General features: G+C 65.3%; 1 protein-coding gene. It reads right to left on the bottom strand.

Features of this window, described 5'->3' with window-relative positions; all coding sequences use genetic code 11:
• Nucleotides 1–1,202 (bottom strand): trigger factor (gene tig / locus AC1DRP_RS36605; RefSeq protein ID WP_476771142.1); only part of this gene is annotated, 1,202 nt, incomplete at both ends.

Here is a 1,202-nt window from a genome sequence, read left to right as displayed (position 1 = left end):
ACCTTCACCTGGCTGAGCAGATGGTCGACGACCTTCTCCTCGAAGATCGGGGCGCGGATCTCGGCGAGAGCCTGCGGGTTCTTCTGGTRGAACTCCCAGACCTGCTTCTCCTGGCCGGGGAATTGACGGACTCGCTCGACCAGGGCCTGGGTGACCTCGTCATCCGAGATCTGAACCTTGGCCTGCTCACCGATTTCGGCAAGCACGAGGCCCAGGCGCACCCGGCGCTCGGCGATCCGGCGGTACTCGGCGCGAGCCTCGTCCTCGGTGGTGTTCTCGTCCGCGAAGGTCTTCTTCGCGTCCTTCATGTCGGCCTCGACCTGGCTCCAGACGGCAGCGAACTCCTGCTCGACCAGGGTCGGCGGCAGCTCGAACGTGTACTTGCCATCAAGCGCGTCGAGCAGGCTCTTCTTGATCTTGCGGCGCGACTGGGCGCCGAAATCACGGCCGATCTGCTCGCGAACGGCGCTCTTGAGCGCATCGAGCGACTCCATGCCGAAGCCCTTGGCGAGCTCGTCGTCGATCTTGAGGGCGTCGGGACCCTGCACGTCGTCGACGGTGACCTCGAACTCGGCCGGCTTACCGGCAAGGTGGGTCGCGGTGTAGTTCTCCGGGAACGTCACCTTGACGGTGCGCTTCTCGCCGGTCTTGGCGCCCTCGAGCTGATCCTCGAAGCCCGGGATGAACTGCCCCGCGCCGAGATCGAGCGGAATGCCCTCGCCGGTGCCGCCGTCGAAGGGTTCGCCCTCGAGCGTGCCGACGAAGGAGATCATCAGGCGATCGCCCTTCTCGGCCTTGGCCTTCGCACCCTTCGAGGTGAAGCTGCGGTTCTGCGACGCCATGCGCTCGAGCGCGGCATCGACTTCGCTCTCAGGCACTTCCGCCACCGGCTTGACCAGGGAAACGTCGGAGATGTCGGCGAGTTCGAACTTCGGCAGGACCTCGAGCGCGACCGTGAAGGCGAGGTCGCCCTTGGCCTCCATCGCGGCCTCGATCTCGTCCTTGTTCTCGGGGAACCGGATCTGCGGCTCGAAAGCGAGCTTCAGGCCGTTATCCGCGACGATCTTCTGGTTGGCCTCGTTGACTGCATTCTGCAGCACATCGGCCATGACCGAACGGCCATAGAGCCGGCGCAGATGCGCGACCGGTACCTTGCCGGGGCGGAAACCGTTGATACGCGCTTTGCCCTGCAGGCCCTGCAG

This window comes from Allobosea sp. 01N443 (assembly GCF_056399325.1).
Note: the sequence above shows the minus strand (reverse complement) of the source record. Positions and strands in the feature narration are given on the sequence as shown.